Origin of the sequence: Paenibacillus filicis (assembly GCF_038070315.1) — a bacterium.
GTDB classification, from domain to species: domain Bacteria; phylum Bacillota; class Bacilli; order Paenibacillales; family NBRC-103111; genus Paenibacillus_G; species Paenibacillus_G filicis.
The window spans coordinates 401,439-417,064 of the sequence record NZ_JBBPCC010000002.1 but is presented as its reverse complement, the minus strand read 5'-3'; the positions used below and the strand labels follow the sequence as shown (position 1 = coordinate 417,064).

The window sequence follows — 15,626 nt, the reverse complement described above, 5'->3', positions numbered from 1 at the left end:
AAGAAGCGGAAAGAAGGTGAAACGGTGAAATTTAGTGAAATTGAAAAAGCAGACTGGCTCGGTCTGCAGCCTTACCTCGATACAGCTTTGCTGCCTGTCACAGGGCTCGACGGAGCGGAGTCTCCGGTGGAGGCCGCAGAGGCGCTGGAGAATTTGCGGGATTTGCTCGATCTGATCGAGATTCCCTTTAAGGGCAGGACGGTGACCTATCCGGCGATGCATTATGCCGGCGGGGGACAAGCGGCTGCTGCTTTCCGGACCTTGCTCGCGGATGCGTGCGCCAGACTCAAGCTTGCGGGCTTCCGCTATGTGGTATTGGTTTCGGCGGCTCCGAGAGAGGCGGTGGAGCTAGGCGGGTCGCAGACCGAAGCCGATCTGATTATACAGATGTCCCGAGAGGAGCTGAATGCCCAGGGAGCTGATGCCAAGCGGACGGTAGCGGAGCAGTTGACGAAACTTTGGATGACAAGGGAATCCGTGTGACCGATGTATGATCTGTGCCAAGGGTGTTAATTCTATGTAGGAGCAAGCTTTCGGAACACCGTGGCAGAGTTGTGACAATTATGTTAAAACTGCTTCGGACGCCTTGTTTTCCAAGGTGCGAAGTCTTGTCTCTATTCTTGACGCACCCAGTGGCGTAAGCTATTATTAGTTATGTCCTAGTATCTGGTGTAAAGTTATGTCGAACGACTGATATATGTTGCAAAAGGGGGTAGAACGAGAATGAACGATCATACGAATCATGATTCGCAGCATCATGGCGAGAAGCCGGTGAAACGTCGGGAAATGTCCAGACGCCAGTTTCTTTCCTACACCCTTGGCGGAGCGGGAGCTTTCATGGGAGCCGGGATGATAGTGCCGATGATTCGGTTTGCGGTTGATCCGGTCCTTCAGCCCAAGAAGCAAGCCGATTGGGTAAAGGTTGTGGAAGACTCCAAGATTACGAATGAGCCGAAAGTATTTAAATTCAAGGTTCAGCAAGTGGACGGCTGGTATGCGAGCGAACCGGAGCTTGAGGCTTGGATTTCCAAAGGCAAAGACGGTCAAGTATTCGCATTGAATCCGACCTGTAAGCATTTGGGCTGTACGGTAAACTGGAATTCGAATCCGGAATACAAGGATCAATACTATTGCCCTTGTCACGGAGCTCATTACACGGTTGATGGCAAGCAACTGGCCGTTGCGAATGCGCCGCTCGATCAGTACGAAGTGAAAGTAGAGCAAGGCTTCGTGTATCTCGGCCAGCTCGGTCCGAACAAACGGGTGTAGAAAGGAGGCGTAGCATCAGATGATTAAAAGTATTTATAACTGGATCGATGAACGCCTGGATATCACGCCGCTGTGGAGAGATGTCGCGGATCATGAAGTGCCCGAGCACGTTAACCCTGCGCATCATTTCTCTGCCTTTGTGTACTGTTTCGGCGGATTGACATTCTTCATCACAGTTATACAGATCCTGTCCGGGATGTTCTTGACGATGTACTATGTACCGGACATTATCAACGCTTATGCAAGCGTTGACTATTTGCAGCATAAAGTTGCGTTCGGTGTTATCGTTCGCGGCATGCACCACTGGGGTGCGAGTTTGGTTATCGTGATGATGTTCTTACATACGCTCCGCGTGTTCTTTACCGGCTCGTATAAAGCTCCACGCGAGATGAACTGGGTAGTCGGCATGCTGATTTTCTTCGTCATGCTGGGTCTCGGGCTGACAGGCTACCTGTTGCCTTGGGATAACAAAGCTTACTTTGCAACAAGCGTTACGCTAAAAATCGTAGAATCGGCGCCGTATATCGGACCGTACGCCAAGACGCTGCTGCAGGGCGGCGAGATCGTCGGGGCACAGACATTGACGAGATTCTTTGCCTTGCACGTGTTCTTCCTGCCGGGTGCGCTGCTTGCTTTGCTCGCCGGTCACTTTATCATGATCCGTAAGCAAGGGATTTCCGGGCCGCTCTAAGACTGAACGGACAAGTCCAAAGCTTCATACGAGGTTCATGAGAACAAAAGAAGGAGGGGCGATACGTGGCTCACGGTCATAAATCTGACGAAAAAATCGTTTATGTAGGCGATTCCCGCGTTCAAGCGAAAACGACGAGAATGATCCCGCAGGACTTCTCGGCCTATCCGGGTAAATCGGAAGTATTTATTCCGAACTTCCTGCTGAAGGAATGGATGGTAGGGGTCGTCGTATTGATGGGGATTCTGGTGCTGGTTATGTCTGAAGCCGCGCCGCTCGGATACCCGGCCGACCCGACGAACACCGAGATTATTCCAATGCCTGACTGGTACTTCCTGTTCATGTACCAGCTGCTCAAATATCCGTACACATCGGGAAGCTGGGTTGTACTCGGTACGGTAGGCGTTCCAGGCATCTTGTTCGGTGCATTGCTACTGGCTCCATTCCTGGATACCGGCAAAGAAAGACGCTTCTACAAGCGTCCGATCGCAAGTGCACTGATGTTCCTGAGCTTGATCGCTGTATCTTACCTGACGGTCTTCTCGTGGCAGCACTACACGCACGAGCTGAAGTCCAAGAACATCATTCCTGAGCATATCAAGCGTGAGCAAGAGATGCATGCAGGAGGCGGCGAAGGTGGGGGCGGAGCGAAGAAGCCGGCAGCGGCTCAAGCCGCTGCCATCGTGGCGCCTGATGATCCTGCAGCTTCGTTGTATCAGAAATCCACTTGCTTGCAGTGCCACGGCGGCGACTTGAAGGGTATGCCGTCTGCCAAGATTCCTGCGCTTCGCGGCGTGGGCGACAAGCATGACAAGACAGAAATTCTCGGCATTATCAAGAACGGGCAAGGTAACATGCCTGGTCAATACGATGCCAACATTGCCAAAGGCCTGTCTGCGGATGATATCGACAAGCTGGCTGACTGGCTCAGCAAACAAAAGAAATAATCAAGCTGCAACTCAAAAGCCTGACCGCCCGCAAGCGGTCAGGCTTTTGTATAGTCATCAAGAGAGGAGTCCTTGATTTGGGCGACTGGCGCTTGTCCTATTTTTTCAGCAATGCCTTCCTTGGCGGACGCTTCATGCTGTTCTGCCTGCTGGTTGTTAATGTGCCGGGCACCGTGTATGGCTATATCTGGTACGGAAAGCAGCTGGCCTATACGCTGGATACGTATGGCCCGGCTTTTTTGCCGTTCGTGCCAGACAGTCCGACAGCGAGTCTGTTCTTTTCGTTTTTTCTGCTTCTTCTGTTTAAGGACGTGAACAGGGAGCAGGGCTTTGCCTTACCGCCTGATAAGGTGAGCCTAGGCAGGGGGATTGTGGAGGCATTCGCCATGATCACTTCCTTCAAGTACGGAATCTGGGCGGTAGCGATGATCTGGGCGGGAGCCTGGCAGGGCGATCTTGTGAGCTGGCAGGATTGGATGCTGACGATTTCCCATCTGGGCATGGCAGCCGAGGCGCTGCTCTACGCACGGTTTTACCGCTTCTCGCTGGGAGCGGTGTTGATCGTAGGCGTATGGGCGCTCTGGAACGATCTGATGGATTACGGGGCAGGCGTATTTCCGTGGCTTCCAGAAGCTTTGATGGATGATCTGAATGTCATCCAATGGTTTACGGTCGGCTTAAGCCTGCTTGGCGTCGGCATCGCTCTGTTTCTATGGCGCCGGCGATTGAGCCAAATCAAAAGCTAAAGTCATCGGAATTCGGTCTAAAGCAACCCCCCTCTCCATAGGATTACCTTAGGAGGGGATGTCCAATGACCGGAAAGCATAACCGGCGGAGACTGCATATAGGAATGACAGTGATACTGCTGCTGCCCTTGTTGGGGGGCTGCGGGCTCATGAAGTCGCAGCATCAGCAGGCTAATCAATCCGTACATCAGCCAAGTGAGCAGCAGAGGCAGCAGGTGAAGCTGTTGAATGAAACAGCGGAGGAACTGTACCAGCGGATGCAAAAGGGCGATGTGGACGGAGGCCGGGTGGTGCTGCAGCAAATCAGCGACCAGGTGACTCAACTACCATTCGAAGGGGTTACCTCGGTAGAGGGCATGAACGCTTTTACAGAGACGATCTCACAGGCCAAGCGCGTCTTGACATCGGTGTCTGCGGATCCGGGAGCCGGACAAGTTGCAGCGGCCAAGATTCGGCTCGCAGCCGATGCGCTGACCCATACGAGCCAGCCGATGTGGCTGCAATTCTATAAGCAGCTGCAGGATGATGTAGATGCAGTCGAGCAGTCGGCCAAGACGGGCAATAGATCCGGCCTGCAGGATAAAGTACAGCATCTGGAGCAGCATTATAGTACGGTGCATCCGAGTCTCGTCATCAGCAGACCGGCAGAGGATGTCGAGAAGATGGACTCGCTGCTGACATTCGTCAAGTCCCAGTCCTTTGGCCAGCAGGCTCCATTCCGCAACGTGGCTAATGCCGTGCCTCCTATGCGGCAGATGCTGGATAAGCTGTTCATGAAGCGGGAGACGACTGCCTATCTGCCGTATCCAGAGCAGCAGAATCCGATCCTATGGACAATTGGCCTCGGTTCGTTCATTCTGGCTGCGCTCGGCTTCGCCGGCTGGCGTCTGTCCAAGAAGAACGGCGGCCTCGTGCCTGTACGGCGCGGTGACGAATCGGAATACAGACAGCGATCCTAGCTGTCAGGCAATGGGCTTGAAGCCTTCACCCACCACATCATGTACCTCCGTAATAATCACAAAGGCGCGGGGATCGATGGAGTGCACGAGGTCTTTGAGCCTTTTCATTTCGCTCATGGCGACCACGCAGTATACGATGTTCTTCGGTTGTCCCGAGAAAGCGCCGATGGCCGGGAAAAGCGTAACGCCTCTGTCCAGCTCGCGGGTAATGGCTTCGGCGACCGGGGTGGCCTGGTCCGAGATGATGGTGAAGGCTTTGGCTGCGTAAGCCCCTTCGATCAGTATATCGATCACTTTGGTCGATATAAAGACGACAACGAGCGTATACATAATTTTCTCCTTGGGCAGAAACAGCAGGGAAGCTCCCAGAACGACGGCATCCGTGACCAGAATGAGACGTCCGACGCTCCAGCCCTTCTTCCTATGCAGAATTCGGGCTACAATGTCCGATCCTCCCGTAGTCCCACCATAACGGAATACAAGCCCAAGTCCGACCCCAAGTGTGACCCCGGCGTAGGCGGACACCAGGAAATAATCGCTCTCCGTGCGAAACGGGACGATGCTTCCCGATCCAATCAAGACCTCCATCACCCACAGGAATAACGAAAGCAGCAGGGTACCGCTGACGGTATACAGCATCGGTGCTTTGCCCAGCATGCGCCAGCCCAGGATGAATAAGGGGACATTGACGATCAGCGTAGTCATCGAGGTCGGGAATCCTGTTATATAATTGATCAGCAGCGCCACACCGGTAATCCCGCCTTCCATCAGCCCGTTGGCTATGACGAAATAATGCAGTCCGAAAGCATAAACCGCAGTACCGATAGCAATAAAGATCAGGTTGCTGAGCATGCTCCAATGCCGGTTGATCACTCCGCATTCACCCCCTCGACGGCTCACCCCTCTGGGTTGCCTTGTGCTGTATTCCCCTATCTTCTCCCTTCCGAGCAAAAAAAATTTGTCATGATGCCTCCCTTTGCGTTAACATGGAGTTGACGTTTTCCCGAAATGTCCGGACAAATGTCAGAACTTGAACTCAAGGCTGGTGAACGATTCGTATTATGGAGAATGAACGCACGTTAAAGGACCTGCAGGACGAGGTTCATGCTTACATATCTCAGTTTAAAGAGGGTTATTTCAGTCCGCTGTCGATGCTGGCCCGGATGTCGGAAGAGGTGGGTGAGCTTGCCCGCGAAGTGAATCACCAATTCGGAGAAAAGCCGAAGAAGGCATCGGAGGCTGACAATTCCATCGAATTGGAATTGGGCGATATTTTGTTCATTACGATTTGTTTTGCGAATTCGCTCGGCATCGACCTGACGGAGGCGCATGACAAGGTGATGAGCAAGTTTCAGACCCGAGACGCTAACCGCTGGACCAAAATAAACACCGATTCGTAGTGAAAGGCATATACTGTACCATCACCCTTTTCCATACGGCCGCTTGAGACATGTCAGCATTCTCTCCATATGAAGCTGGGAGGGGATAAGGGAATGGACGGCGAATATGCCATCAAGAAAGCTTATGAATCGATTTTAAAGCATGATTTCGAACAGGCGATCCGCTGGTTCGAGCTGGCGATTGCGCTAAAGCCCGAGTGCGCTTCCTATCATTATAAGCTGTCCATCACATATGCCCGCAGCAACAAGCTGCAGAAAGCCATTCATCACGCCGGGCGGGCTTCAGCGCTTGACCCGCAGGATGAACACTACGTCCTGCACCTGCAGCATTTGCAGGCCAAGGGACTGCTGGTGGAAGCCGAGAAGCTGTTCGAGGAATCGGATGAGCGGCTATGGCTGGCTGTTTCGCTTGTTCAGCAAGCGGTAGAATTGGACCCGCTGTCCTTGGAAGCTTTCTTGCTGCTGGCGATCGCTTACGCAAGACTGGATGAGATGCATCTCGCAATTCGTGCCTTGAAAGAGTTGCTGAAGCTGGACCCCGCGCATGCGATCGGGATTCGGCTGCTCTCGGAATATGAGCTTACATGGAAACAAAAGATGCAGCGTACTTCAACATCGGGAGTGCAGAAAGAGAGGAAGCTGAAACATGAGTCAGGCGAGAATTAGAGTAGCGGTAGCCGGTGCAAGCGGCCGTATGGGGCGTGAGGTCGTCAAGATGGTCTTGGCTGATCCGGAGCTGGAGCTGGTGGCAGCCGTAGCCCGATCCACTTCAGGTATCGATGCGGGACGTATGGTCGGAGTGGAGGCTTGCGGCGTTGAAGTGACCCAAGATCTGGAGCTTGCGCTGGTGGAATCGAAGGCAGACGTCTTGGTGGACTTCACAGCGCCGCAATCCGCTGCGAGCAACACCCGATTGGCGATCCGGCATAAGGTTCGTCCGGTTATGGGAACGACCGGCTTTACTCCGCAAGATATTGAGGAGCTGGACAAGCTTTGCAAGGAGAATGGAATCGGCGGCTTGATCGCGCCAAACTTTTCGATTGGTGCTATTCTGATGATGAAATTCGCAGCTCAGGCTGCTAAATATATGCCTCATGTCGAGATCATCGAGTATCACGGGGATCAGAAGCTGGATGCGCCTTCGGGTACCTCGATCAAAACGGCCGAGCTGATCTCTCAGGTGCGCGGCGAGCTTCGCCAGGGCAACCCCAAAGAAGAAGAGACGATCGAGGGAGCACGCGGAGGCTATTACGACGGTTTCCGCATACATAGTGTCAGATTGCCGGGCGTCTTCGCTCAGCAGGAGGTTGTTTTCGGCGCCTTCGGCCAAACGCTCAAAATCCGCCACGATTCCTACGACCGGGCGGGCTACATGCCGGGCGTGGCTGTTGCAGTGAAAAAGGTTATGACCTACGAAGGCCTGGTGTACGGTTTCGAGCATATCATGGATTAAGGTTTCAGGCAGGGAAGAAGAGGACAGCTGGGAAACGGTTCGTAGAGGACGGTTTTCCGCGTCCTCGTTTTTCCATACAGAAAGCAGGATATCCTAAGGGGGAGCAGTTTCCATGACGATGAAAATTGCGCTAATCGCGCACGACCGCAAAAAAGACGAGATGGTGAATTTCGTCACGGCTTACGAGCATGTTTTTCAGCATCACACCCTGTATGCGACCGGAACGACCGGTACGCGCATTATGGAGAATACGAAGCTTCAAGTTCACCGCTTCATGTCGGGACCGCTAGGCGGGGACCAGCAGATCGGAGCGCTGGTCGCCACCAATGAGATGGATTTGATTATCTTCCTGCGCGATCCATTGATGGCGCAGCCGCACGAGCCGGATATCATTGCTTTGCTCCGGCTGTGCGACGTGCAGGGAATTCCTTGCGCGACGAATATCGCAACAGGCGAGATTCTGGTCAAGGCGCTGGATCGCGGCGACTTTGCCTGGCGGGAGCTTGTACACAAATACAAGCCGGGGGTAGAGGAATGACGTTGAAGCTCGACTTCCTCGTCTTTGGCGCACATGCGGACGATGCCGAGATCGGGATGGGTGGCACGATTGCCAAGCATGCCGAGGCGGGTCTTCGCATCGGGATCTGCGACCTGACGCTGGCAGAGATGTCCTCCAATGGTACCGTGGAAGGCAGACGCGCAGAAGCTGCTGAGGCTGCCAAGGTGCTTAAGCTGGCTTCCCGCAGCAATCTGGAGCTTCCTGACCGGGGCCTCACGGCAGATGCTGAATATATCCGGCGGATCGTCGCCGAAATCCGCCTGCACCGGCCGCGTATTGTGTTTGCTCCCTATTGGGAGGACAGGCACCCGGATCATATCGCCTGCAGCCGGCTCGTGCAGGAGGCGGTCTTCAATGCGAAGCTCCGCAAGTATATGCCCGAGGTGCCTGCGCATACGGTAGAAGAGACTTATTTTTATTTCATCAACGATACGGTGAACCCGGATGTGATGATTGACGTCACCCCGGTATACGGGATGAAGCAGGCGGCGCTCCGCGCCTATCGCTCGCAGTTCGAAACATCGGGCGAGGATGTCGTGCGTACGCCGCTCAATCAAGGCTATCTGGAGCGCGTGGAGGCACGTGATTCGCTGCTAGGGCAGAAACGCTCCGCGGTCTATGCGGAGGGCTTCATGACGAAGCTCCCCTACATGCCTTCCATGTTTGAGTAAATCAAGGTTTTTTTCGAAAGGAGGCAGTCCTCATGGAGCGTTTAAAAATCGGTATTACATGTTATCCGACACTCGGAGGCTCAGGCGTTGTAGCGACCGAGCTCGGTAAGCTATTGGCCGAAAAGGGACATCAAGTGCACTTTATAACGCACAGCATGCCTTTCCGTCTGGGTAAATTCGATAAAAACATTTTCTATCACGAAGTCGAGGTTAACGACTATTACGTGTTCAAATATCCGCCTTACGACCTGTCGCTGGCTAGCAAGCTGGCTCAGGTGGTCAAGCAGGAGCAGCTCGATCTGCTCCATGTTCACTACGCGATCCCACATGCGGTGTGCGCCCTGCTCGCGAAGCAGATGGTGGGACCCGATCTGAAGGTCGTCACGACGCTGCATGGCACGGATATCACCGTGCTGGCCCAGGATGAGTCGCTGAGTGATCTGATCCGCTACGCGATCAACGGAAGTGATGCAGTGACCGCTGTCTCGGAGGATTTGATCCGGGAGACGCGTCAGCTTCTGGGGATCGAGAAGCGCATCGAGCTTGCGTACAATTTTGTTGACAAGCGGGTGTATTACCCGCGTGATGTGGTCAGCCTGCGCAAGGAGTTCGCCCATCCGGATGAGAAGATTTTGATTCATATCTCCAACTTCCGGCCCGTGAAGCGGGTTACGGATGTTGTGGAAATCTTCGACCAGGTTCGTAAAGAGGTGCCAGCCCGCCTGCTGTTCGTCGGCGAAGGACCGGAGCTGTCCAAAGTGCTGTGCCAGGTGAAGGAACGGGGACTGCTCGACCGGGTTACGTTCTGTGGCAAGCAGGACGATGTGGCGCAGCTGCTTTCGCTGGCCGATCTGATGCTGCTGCCTTCGGAGAAGGAAAGCTTCGGGCTTGTGGCGCTGGAAGCTATGGCTTGCGGCGTTCCGACTATCGCCTCCAATGCAGGCGGCATTCCCGAGCTGATTACACACGGGGAGACGGGCTACTTGGCCGAAATCGGCGATGTGGACCTGATGTCCCAGCTCGCTATCGGTCTATTGAAGAACGAGCCTGCGTACCGGGCTATGCGGGAAGCGTGTCTGCATCGCGCCCGTTATACCTTCTGTAATGATGTCATCACCAGACAGTACGAAGCCCTCTATTATCAGGTCTTGGGCAAACCGATTCCACTTGAGCTTCAAGAAAAGCCGCTGGAATGCTGAACAACGATGACGCGAAGAAGGAATCCGGCCAGGTGACTCCACTCAGGGACAGTGCCTTGCAGATCATAGCCCGGCTGGCTGCAGCCGGGTATGAGGCGTATCTGGTCGGCGGTTGCGTCCGCGATCAGTGGCTGAGCCGGGCTGTGAAGGACTATGACATCGCGACCTCCGCGCTACCTGAGCGGGTCGAGGAGCTCTTCGAGCGAACCGTCCCGACCGGGCTTCAGCATGGCACGGTTACCGTGGTGATGGACCGTCAGCCGTTCGAGGTGACTACCTTCCGCCGGGAATCGGATTACGCGGATTTCCGGCGTCCTGAGGCTGTCGAATATATTCTGGAGCTGGACGAGGACCTGCGGCGCCGCGATTTCACAATGAATGCGATGGCGATGGACGGAGTGGGCCGCATCATCGACCCGTTCGGCGGGCGGGCGGATCTGGAGCGGGGCTTGCTGCGCTGCGTGGGTTCGGCTTCTGAGCGGTTCTCCGAGGATGCGCTGAGGATGCTGCGCTGTATCCGATTTGCAGCAGAGTACGGACTCGAGATCGAGAAGGAATCCTGGTCTTCATTGATCCAATCGGCGCCTCTGCTGACGCATATCGCGATGGAGCGGGTCCGGGCGGAGCTGGAGCGGATGCTGACTGGAAGCGATCCTAACCGGGCTTTGCGGCTTCTGGAGCAGAGCGGCCTGCTCAGTCATACGAAAGCACCGCTGCTATGGCGTTCTCTGCCAGCAAGCGTATCAGACTGGCCGGATCTACGCATGTTGCCTGAAGCAGGACTTCGCATCGCATACGTATACGGCTGCTTGAAGGCATCGCCGGCGGACTGTGCGGAAGACATGAGGAGGCTTACGTTCTCAGGCCAGCAGATCGGTGCTGTATCCGCGCTGCTGAATGCCCGCGTACAATTGGCGGAAGCCGTTATCGGCTGCGGCGGGGCAGGGAAGGCCGTAGGAGGCTTAAACGCGAGCAAGAGCCGAATGGCGTCTGTCACGCCTTCGCATGAGGCCGAAGCGTCTGAAGACGGGGCTGAGCGGTTTCAAGAAGGCAAGTCAAGCCTGGAGGGTCAGGCGGCTGAGCGAACGGCTTGGATCTTGGCGGCCGTGCAATACGGCAAGGATACGCTTCGTAGCCTGCTGCAGCTATACAGGCTGGATCCGGCTTGGGTGAGTAGGGGAACCGGGAGCTCTAACCATAGACTCGCAGACGCGATACAAGTGTGGCTTGACAACGGGGAGAACTGGCTGGCAGACATGCCAGTCGCCATGCTAAGCGAGCTGCACCTAACCGGACAGGATGTGTTGCAGCGGCTGCGGCTCCGGGGAGGGCCATGGACCGGCAAGCTGCTGCTGAGTCTGCTCCGGCAAACGGCACTGGGCCTGCTTCCCAATGAGAAAGAAGCCCTGCTGCTGGCGGCTGAGGGCCAATATGACGAATACCGGGAGACGGAAAAAAGATGAGTGAGCGTTTAATTGAGCTGTTCGAGCAATCGGACGGCGGTTTTGTCTCAGGAGAGCACCTCAGCGGGGTAATGGGGATAAGCCGTACGGCCATCTGGAAGCAGATCGAGCGGCTCAAGCAGCAAGGCTACTTGTTCGAGGCTGTTCCGCGCAAAGGCTACCGTCTGCTGTCAGCGCCGGAAAAGTTCCCAATAGCTGAGTTTCTGTCGGCGCTTCAGACAGAGCGCTTCGGCCGGCAGATAAAGTACTCCGAGGAAGTAGAATCTACGCAGCTCGTCATTCAGCAGCTCGTCCAGGCAGGAGCCGAAGAAGGCGCGCTGGCGCTCGCTGAGCTGCAGACGGCTGGCCGGGGCCGGCTAGGCCGAGTGTGGCATTCGCCGAAGGGAAAGGGGCTGTGGTTCAGCGTGCTGCTGAAGCCGGAGTGGCTGAATCTGGCGGATACCCCGCAGCTGACGCTGCTTACGGCTGTGGCCGTCTGCCGTGCGATCCGTGCTGTCACCTCTCTGGATGTCGGAATCAAGTGGCCGAACGATTTGCTCGTAGGCGGGAAGAAGATAGGCGGCATCCTGCTTGAGGCGAGCGTGGAGAACGGTTCCTTGCGTCATGTGATTGCAGGAATCGGCATCAGTGTCAACCTTGCGCCCGAGGATTATCCGGCAGAGCTGCTGGAGAAGGCGACATCCTTGTCCATAGCGGCAGGCACCAAGATAGACCGTGCTGCCCTGCTGAATCGGATTCTAACCGAGCTGGAGCAAGTATATGCTTTGTACCGGACTGAAGGCTTCGCACCGGTCAAGCTGCTGTGGGAGGCACTGACCGTTTCGCTGGGCAGACGGATTTCGAGCACGACTGCCCAAGGGCCGATCGAAGGCTTTGCGGAGCGAATCGACGATCATGGAGCGCTGAGCCTGCGAATGGACGACGGTTCCGTTCGCATCCTGTATTCGGGCGATATCGATTTTAGATGACAACTGTTGTCGATTTTGTTACAATAAATCATACTATTTCTGAGCTTTGAGGGCTTTCGATGACCGGGGCGGCATCCCATGTGGAGCTGCACCTGGAGCCCTCAATCAGGTTCGGGGTAGTGGACATGAGCTACAAGGTTGGAATTTATCAAGCATTATGCCGGATTCTGCTCTGAGCCTTTCAAGGACCGAGACAGAAGGGTCATAGGTTTAATTTGCCATGTGAACCTTTCAGCTCTCGCAGTTTCAGAGGGCAGGAAGGTTTTTTTGCATATTCGGGGGCAATCCGGCGAACAATCGCATTACCAGGATTTATCGATTAAATGGGGAAAGCAGGTGCTGTTCCATGGAAACACGCAAACCCGTAACAACCGCCAAACTGCGAAAAATGAAAGAGGATCGGAACCCGATCACCGTTGTCACAGCTTACGATTACACCTCGGCCATGCTCGCGGAGCAAGCAGGCGTCGAGGTATTGCTCGTCGGTGATTCGCTTGGCAACGTTGTGCTGGGCTATGAAACGACCGTGCCGGTTACGCTGAGCGATATGCTCCACCACACCAAGGCTGTGACCCGGGCAGCTCGGACGAGCTTTGTTGTGGCGGATCTTCCGTTCGCCACGTATCATGGCAGCTTGGATCAGACGCTGCGCAATGCGGCCTGTCTCATGCAGGAGGGGCTTGCCAAGGCGGTCAAACTGGAGGGCGGAGCCGAGATCGTTCCTGCCGTGCGGGCGCTTGTCCAGGCCGGTATTCCGGTTATGGCTCATCTTGGGCTCACTCCACAATCCATTCATCAGATCGGCGGCTTCAAGGTGCAGGGGAAAACGGATGAACAGGCCAAGCGGCTGCTCAGCGATGCTAAGCTGTTGGAAGAAGCCGGGGCGTTCGCTGTTGTCCTCGAGCTGGTCACGGATGAGTTGGCCCGCGAGGTTACGGATGCGCTGAGCATTCCGACGATAGGCATCGGAGCCGGAGCTTCCTGCGACGGCCAGGTGCTGGTGTTTCATGATCTGCTGGGGTATGCCGGAGAATCGCATCCCAAGCGGATGGTGAAAGAATACGCGGCTGTCGGCGATGTGATCCGGGGCGCGTTGCAGCATTATGTCCAGGATGTCAAAGCCCGCCAGTTTCCGGCGGAAGAGCATACCTTCCATAAGCCGGAGGAAGTGGCTAGCCATCTATACGGAGGTGTACATTAATCATGCAGGTCCTCTCCAGCATATCCGAGCTCAGAGCCGCTATCCGGGCAGCCAAAAGAGAGAATCCCGATGCGCAGGTCGGCTTCGTCCCTACGATGGGCTTTCTGCACGAAGGACACGCCTCTCTGTTGGAGGCGGCTCGCGCAGCCTGTGACGTGGTTGTACTGAGCATTTTCGTGAACCCGCTCCAATTCGGGCCCAATGAGGATTTTGAGCGGTATCCCCGCGATGAGGAAAGGGACCTGGCGCTGGCGGCCAAGGCGGGCACCGATATCGTATTCCTGCCGCAGGTGGAGGAGATGTATCCTGCTCCTACACGGACCATCGTATCGGTCAAGGAGGTCACCTCTCGGCTCTGCGGCGCTTCGCGGCCGGGACATTTCGACGGCGTAGCGACAGTGGTTAGCAAGCTGCTGCATATCGTACAGCCGGACCAGGCGTTCTTTGGCATGAAGGATGCGCAGCAGGTCGCGGTCATCGAGCAGATGGTACTGGATCTGAATATGCCGGTCCGGATCGTGCCCTGTCCGATCGTACGCGAGCCTGATGGCCTCGCCAAAAGCTCGCGCAATGTTTACTTAAGCCCGGAGGAGCGTGCGCAATCGGTTGTCTTGAGCCAGGCTTTGCAGAAAGCGCGGCTTAGGTTCGAAGCCGGAGCTGATGATACGACTCCAAGCGAAGTAACTCTCCTGGTGGAGACCAAGATCCGCCAGGCGCCGCTGGCTGTCATCGACTATGTGGAGGTACTGGAATTTCCGTCCTTGCAGCCGGTCAGTTCTTTTGCGGACAGCAATCGTGTGATCGTTGCCGTCGCCGTTAAATTCGGAAATACCCGGTTGATCGATAACGCCGTTATTTCTATCTAAACTTGAGGGGGATTTCCTTATGTTCCGTACCATGCTGAAAGCCAAAATTCACCGTGCCACCGTGACGGAAGCCAATCTGAATTATGTGGGCAGCATTACGATCGATCAGGATCTGCTGGATGCTATCGACATGCTGCCCAATGAAAAGGTTCAGATTGTGAACAACAACAACGGAGCACGCTTTGAAACCTACATTATTCCGGGGCCCCGCGGCTCCCGCGTGATCTGTTTGAATGGTGCCGCTGCTCGTATGGTTCAGCCAGGCGATAAGGTTATTATTATGTCTTATGCGATGATGACGGACGAAGCCGCGAGACAGCATGTTCCCAGCATTGCCATTATGGGGGATGATAACGAAATCGTCAGCGTGCTGAAGGAAGAAATTCATTCCACCGTACTGTAAACCGCATGAAACGAGGCGGGGCGACGCACAATGAAGATACCTCATACCAAGCCAGCAAAGGTGGGATGTGCGTATGTTCAAGCATCTGTTTGCCTCGATGAACGATATGCTCGATGAAGTGCTGTCGGAATACCCGTCCTCAACTGGCATGCAGCGCAAGCGGCTGATGGAAAAGCTGCAGTCTCTTAAGGCGATGAGCGATGAATGCATTGAGGATTGGCTGTTGTTTGAAGAAAAGCTCGGCCATACGCTGCAGGGTACAGGCATCGCCCAGCTTCCGAAGGAGGCGGAACTCCCGCATCCGGAGCTCACGGATAAGCGGTCGGATCAATTTGTAAAAGCACAGGGGTATTATAAACTTCATATGTATGGGGAGGCTGCCGAGCAGTTCTCCGAGCTGCTGCATGCACAGCCGGATTTCACGCTGGCCCGCCTGTATCTGGCCATGACTTATCTGCATCAGGGCCAGAGGGAAGATAGCTATGCGCACTTTCAGTTCCTGTCCCAGCTCACGGAGCATATGCAGCTCAAAGCGATCTCGCTCAATATTATGGGCTGCATTCAGGTTCAACAGAACAACATGGATAAAGCCTGCGAATTATTTGCAATGGCTTATCGAACCGACCCGTCAAGCGTCGAGCCATTGATCGATTTGGGCTTTTGCCGCATGGATCAGAGCGGCCTGCACTTTGAATCGAAGGGTATGCGTCCCGCTTGTCCGCCGCTGTAGAGCTATCTGCAGCGGCTTCCTTAGCTTGGCGGCTATTCCTTTTCCCCGCAGTATGGTATGCTAAAGGGAATCGTGTAACGAAGGGATTGAGCTTGGCACCG

The 15,626-nt window shown here is 55.1% G+C and carries 19 protein-coding genes; 18 read left to right on the top strand and 1 reads right to left on the bottom strand.

Translation table 11 applies throughout. The features are described from left to right. The first annotated feature begins 24 nt into the window (after positions 1-24). The 6 genes from WMW72_RS05555 to WMW72_RS05530 all read left to right on the top strand — a co-directional run bounded on the left by WMW72_RS05555 (position 25) and on the right by WMW72_RS05530 (position 4,612). Positions 25-483, top strand: coding sequence for a DUF2487 family protein (locus WMW72_RS05555; protein ID WP_341414424.1), 459 nt, complete (start codon positions 25-27; stop codon positions 481-483). A gap of 240 nt (positions 484-723) precedes the next feature. Then, positions 724-1,269 (top strand): QcrA and Rieske domain-containing protein, encoded by a 546-nt coding sequence (locus WMW72_RS05550; RefSeq protein WP_341414423.1) that lies wholly within the window; start codon positions 724-726, stop codon positions 1,267-1,269. 19 nt (positions 1,270-1,288) lie between these two features. Then, complete coding sequence (gene qcrB, locus WMW72_RS05545) at positions 1,289-1,960, top strand: menaquinol-cytochrome c reductase cytochrome b subunit (RefSeq protein ID WP_072327644.1); 672 nt, start codon at positions 1,289-1,291, stop codon at positions 1,958-1,960. Positions 1,961-2,025: 65 nt separating this feature from the next. Further along, positions 2,026-2,907 carry a c-type cytochrome gene (locus WMW72_RS05540; RefSeq protein WP_341414422.1) on the top strand — a complete coding sequence of 294 codons (882 nt, stop codon included), beginning with the start codon at positions 2,026-2,028 and terminating at the stop codon, positions 2,905-2,907. Positions 2,908-2,984: 77 nt separating this feature from the next. After that, positions 2,985-3,653, top strand: a complete 669-nt coding sequence (locus WMW72_RS05535; protein WP_341414421.1) for a DUF1405 domain-containing protein — start codon at positions 2,985-2,987, stop codon at positions 3,651-3,653. 65 nt (positions 3,654-3,718) lie between these two features. Continuing rightward, entirely contained in the window at positions 3,719-4,612 is an 894-nt protein-coding gene (locus WMW72_RS05530) for a sporulation protein YpjB (protein ID WP_341414420.1), read from the top strand. Positions 4,613-4,615: 3 nt separating this feature from the next. On the opposite strand, the gene WMW72_RS05525 is transcribed toward WMW72_RS05530, so the two are convergent. Continuing rightward, on the bottom strand, positions 4,616-5,464 hold the full coding sequence (locus tag WMW72_RS05525; RefSeq protein WP_341414589.1) for a YitT family protein: 849 nt from the start codon (positions 5,462-5,464) through the stop codon (positions 4,616-4,618). Positions 5,465-5,673: 209 nt separating this feature from the next. Between WMW72_RS05525 and WMW72_RS05520 the strand changes: the two genes are divergently transcribed. The 12 genes from WMW72_RS05520 (at position 5,674) to WMW72_RS05465 (ending at position 15,525) form a co-directional block, all read left to right on the top strand. Continuing rightward, positions 5,674-6,012 carry a nucleotide pyrophosphohydrolase gene (locus tag WMW72_RS05520; protein ID WP_341414419.1) on the top strand — a complete coding sequence of 113 codons (339 nt, stop codon included), beginning with the start codon at positions 5,674-5,676 and terminating at the stop codon, positions 6,010-6,012. Positions 6,013-6,105: 93 nt separating this feature from the next. Then, the gene (locus WMW72_RS05515; protein WP_341414418.1) at positions 6,106-6,678 is read left to right on the top strand and encodes a tetratricopeptide repeat protein; all 573 of its coding nucleotides are present in this window, start codon (positions 6,106-6,108) and stop codon (positions 6,676-6,678) included. Further along, on the top strand, positions 6,659-7,465 hold the full coding sequence (gene dapB, locus WMW72_RS05510; RefSeq protein ID WP_341414417.1) for a 4-hydroxy-tetrahydrodipicolinate reductase: 807 nt from the start codon (positions 6,659-6,661) through the stop codon (positions 7,463-7,465). The genes WMW72_RS05515 and dapB overlap by 20 nt, the downstream gene beginning before the upstream one ends. A 112-nt stretch (positions 7,466-7,577) precedes the next feature. Continuing rightward, positions 7,578-8,003 carry a methylglyoxal synthase gene (gene mgsA, locus WMW72_RS05505; protein WP_341414416.1) on the top strand — a complete coding sequence of 142 codons (426 nt, stop codon included), beginning with the start codon at positions 7,578-7,580 and terminating at the stop codon, positions 8,001-8,003. Next, a complete protein-coding gene (bshB1, locus tag WMW72_RS05500) occupies positions 8,000-8,695 on the top strand; it encodes a bacillithiol biosynthesis deacetylase BshB1 (protein ID WP_341414415.1) in 696 nt (231 codons plus the stop codon). Before mgsA ends, bshB1 begins: the two co-directional genes overlap by 4 nt. A 32-nt stretch (positions 8,696-8,727) precedes the next feature. Next, complete coding sequence (gene bshA / locus WMW72_RS05495) at positions 8,728-9,894, top strand: N-acetyl-alpha-D-glucosaminyl L-malate synthase BshA (RefSeq protein ID WP_341414414.1); 1,167 nt, start codon at positions 8,728-8,730, stop codon at positions 9,892-9,894. Next, positions 9,888-11,357 (top strand): CCA tRNA nucleotidyltransferase, encoded by a 1,470-nt coding sequence (locus WMW72_RS05490; protein WP_341414413.1) that lies wholly within the window; start codon positions 9,888-9,890, stop codon positions 11,355-11,357. Before bshA ends, WMW72_RS05490 begins: the two co-directional genes overlap by 7 nt. After that, positions 11,354-12,325 carry a biotin--[acetyl-CoA-carboxylase] ligase gene (locus WMW72_RS05485; protein ID WP_341414412.1) on the top strand — a complete coding sequence of 324 codons (972 nt, stop codon included), beginning with the start codon at positions 11,354-11,356 and terminating at the stop codon, positions 12,323-12,325. Before WMW72_RS05490 ends, WMW72_RS05485 begins: the two co-directional genes overlap by 4 nt. Before the next feature lie 346 nt (positions 12,326-12,671). Beyond that, positions 12,672-13,526, top strand: coding sequence for a 3-methyl-2-oxobutanoate hydroxymethyltransferase (gene panB / locus WMW72_RS05480; protein ID WP_341414411.1), 855 nt, complete (start codon positions 12,672-12,674; stop codon positions 13,524-13,526). 2 nt (positions 13,527-13,528) lie between these two features. Then, the gene (gene panC / locus WMW72_RS05475) at positions 13,529-14,392 is read left to right on the top strand and encodes a pantoate--beta-alanine ligase (protein WP_341414410.1); all 864 of its coding nucleotides are present in this window, start codon (positions 13,529-13,531) and stop codon (positions 14,390-14,392) included. Between the two features lie 19 nt (positions 14,393-14,411). Next, on the top strand, positions 14,412-14,795 hold the full coding sequence (gene panD / locus WMW72_RS05470; protein ID WP_341414409.1) for an aspartate 1-decarboxylase: 384 nt from the start codon (positions 14,412-14,414) through the stop codon (positions 14,793-14,795). A 73-nt stretch (positions 14,796-14,868) separates the two neighbouring features. Continuing rightward, entirely contained in the window at positions 14,869-15,525 is a 657-nt protein-coding gene (locus WMW72_RS05465; protein ID WP_341414408.1) for a tetratricopeptide repeat protein, read from the top strand. Positions 15,526-15,626 lie beyond the last annotated feature (101 nt).

What these genes read in the sequence shown, in the direction of transcription:
- WMW72_RS05490 (WP_341414413.1), top strand. Translation starts at nt 9,888, where the DNA reads ATGCTGAACAACGATGACGCGAAGAAGGAATCCGGCCAGGTGACTCCA.
- WMW72_RS05485 (WP_341414412.1), top strand. Translation starts at nt 11,354, where the DNA reads ATGAGTGAGCGTTTAATTGAGCTGTTCGAGCAATCGGACGGCGGTTTT.
- bshA (WP_341414414.1), top strand. Translation starts at nt 8,728, where the DNA reads ATGGAGCGTTTAAAAATCGGTATTACATGTTATCCGACACTCGGAGGC.
- panD (WP_341414409.1), top strand. Translation starts at nt 14,412, where the DNA reads ATGTTCCGTACCATGCTGAAAGCCAAAATTCACCGTGCCACCGTGACG.
- WMW72_RS05550 (WP_341414423.1), top strand. Translation starts at nt 724, where the DNA reads ATGAACGATCATACGAATCATGATTCGCAGCATCATGGCGAGAAGCCG.
- bshB1 (WP_341414415.1), top strand. Translation starts at nt 8,000, where the DNA reads ATGACGTTGAAGCTCGACTTCCTCGTCTTTGGCGCACATGCGGACGAT.
- dapB (WP_341414417.1), top strand. Translation starts at nt 6,659, where the DNA reads ATGAGTCAGGCGAGAATTAGAGTAGCGGTAGCCGGTGCAAGCGGCCGT.
- qcrB (WP_072327644.1), top strand. Translation starts at nt 1,289, where the DNA reads ATGATTAAAAGTATTTATAACTGGATCGATGAACGCCTGGATATCACG.
- WMW72_RS05515 (WP_341414418.1), top strand. Translation starts at nt 6,106, where the DNA reads ATGGACGGCGAATATGCCATCAAGAAAGCTTATGAATCGATTTTAAAG.
- WMW72_RS05525 (WP_341414589.1), bottom strand. Translation starts at nt 5,464, where the DNA reads ATGCTCAGCAACCTGATCTTTATTGCTATCGGTACTGCGGTTTATGCT.
- panC (WP_341414410.1), top strand. Translation starts at nt 13,529, where the DNA reads ATGCAGGTCCTCTCCAGCATATCCGAGCTCAGAGCCGCTATCCGGGCA.
- WMW72_RS05520 (WP_341414419.1), top strand. Translation starts at nt 5,674, where the DNA reads ATGGAGAATGAACGCACGTTAAAGGACCTGCAGGACGAGGTTCATGCT.
- WMW72_RS05465 (WP_341414408.1), top strand. Translation starts at nt 14,869, where the DNA reads ATGTTCAAGCATCTGTTTGCCTCGATGAACGATATGCTCGATGAAGTG.
- WMW72_RS05530 (WP_341414420.1), top strand. Translation starts at nt 3,719, where the DNA reads ATGACCGGAAAGCATAACCGGCGGAGACTGCATATAGGAATGACAGTG.
- panB (WP_341414411.1), top strand. Translation starts at nt 12,672, where the DNA reads ATGGAAACACGCAAACCCGTAACAACCGCCAAACTGCGAAAAATGAAA.
- mgsA (WP_341414416.1), top strand. Translation starts at nt 7,578, where the DNA reads ATGACGATGAAAATTGCGCTAATCGCGCACGACCGCAAAAAAGACGAG.